General features: G+C 62.3%; 1 protein-coding gene. It reads left to right on the top strand.

Going from position 1 to position 467, the window contains the following annotated elements; all coding sequences use genetic code 11:
- Window positions 1–467 (top strand): nitrilase-related carbon-nitrogen hydrolase (locus AACY52_RS30830; protein ID WP_339561468.1); only part of this gene is annotated, 467 nt, incomplete at both ends.

Below are 467 nucleotides of genomic sequence, written 5' to 3'. Positions count from 1 at the left end.
CTGCTGGATGAGGCCAAGCGCAAGGGCGCCGATCTCATCATCTATCCCGAGCTGGCGCTGACGACGTTCTTTCCGCGCTGGTACATGGAGGATCAGGCGGAGGTCGATACGTGGTTCGAAAAGACGATGCCGAACGAAGCGGTGCAGCCGCTGTTCGATCGCGCTGCGCAGCACGGCATCGCGATGTATCTCGACGAGGGGTCGCGCTACGTCACGCTACGCAACAATGCGATCGGCAATGTCGGCGTGTGGCTCAATCTCAATTCGCAGAACAACCTCGCTCCGCGCCGCACCGCGATGGACAATCTCGCGATCGGCAATTGGCATGATTCCGGGCGGCGCACGGGTGCGTGGACACCGTATTTGAACAACCGCGAGGTCGATACCGTGCTGGTCGCCAAGGGCGCATGGCCGGATGCAGCGAAGGCCGTGATCGCGCACGCCGGGATCGAACCCGAAAAGCCCTG

It is taken from the genome of Pseudomonas sp. EA_65y_Pfl1_P113, assembly GCF_963970525.1.
GTDB lineage: Bacteria > Pseudomonadota > Gammaproteobacteria > Pseudomonadales > Pseudomonadaceae > Aquipseudomonas > Aquipseudomonas tritici.
The sequence above is the reverse complement of the archived record's forward strand: the minus strand, read 5'-3'. Positions and strand labels throughout refer to the sequence as shown.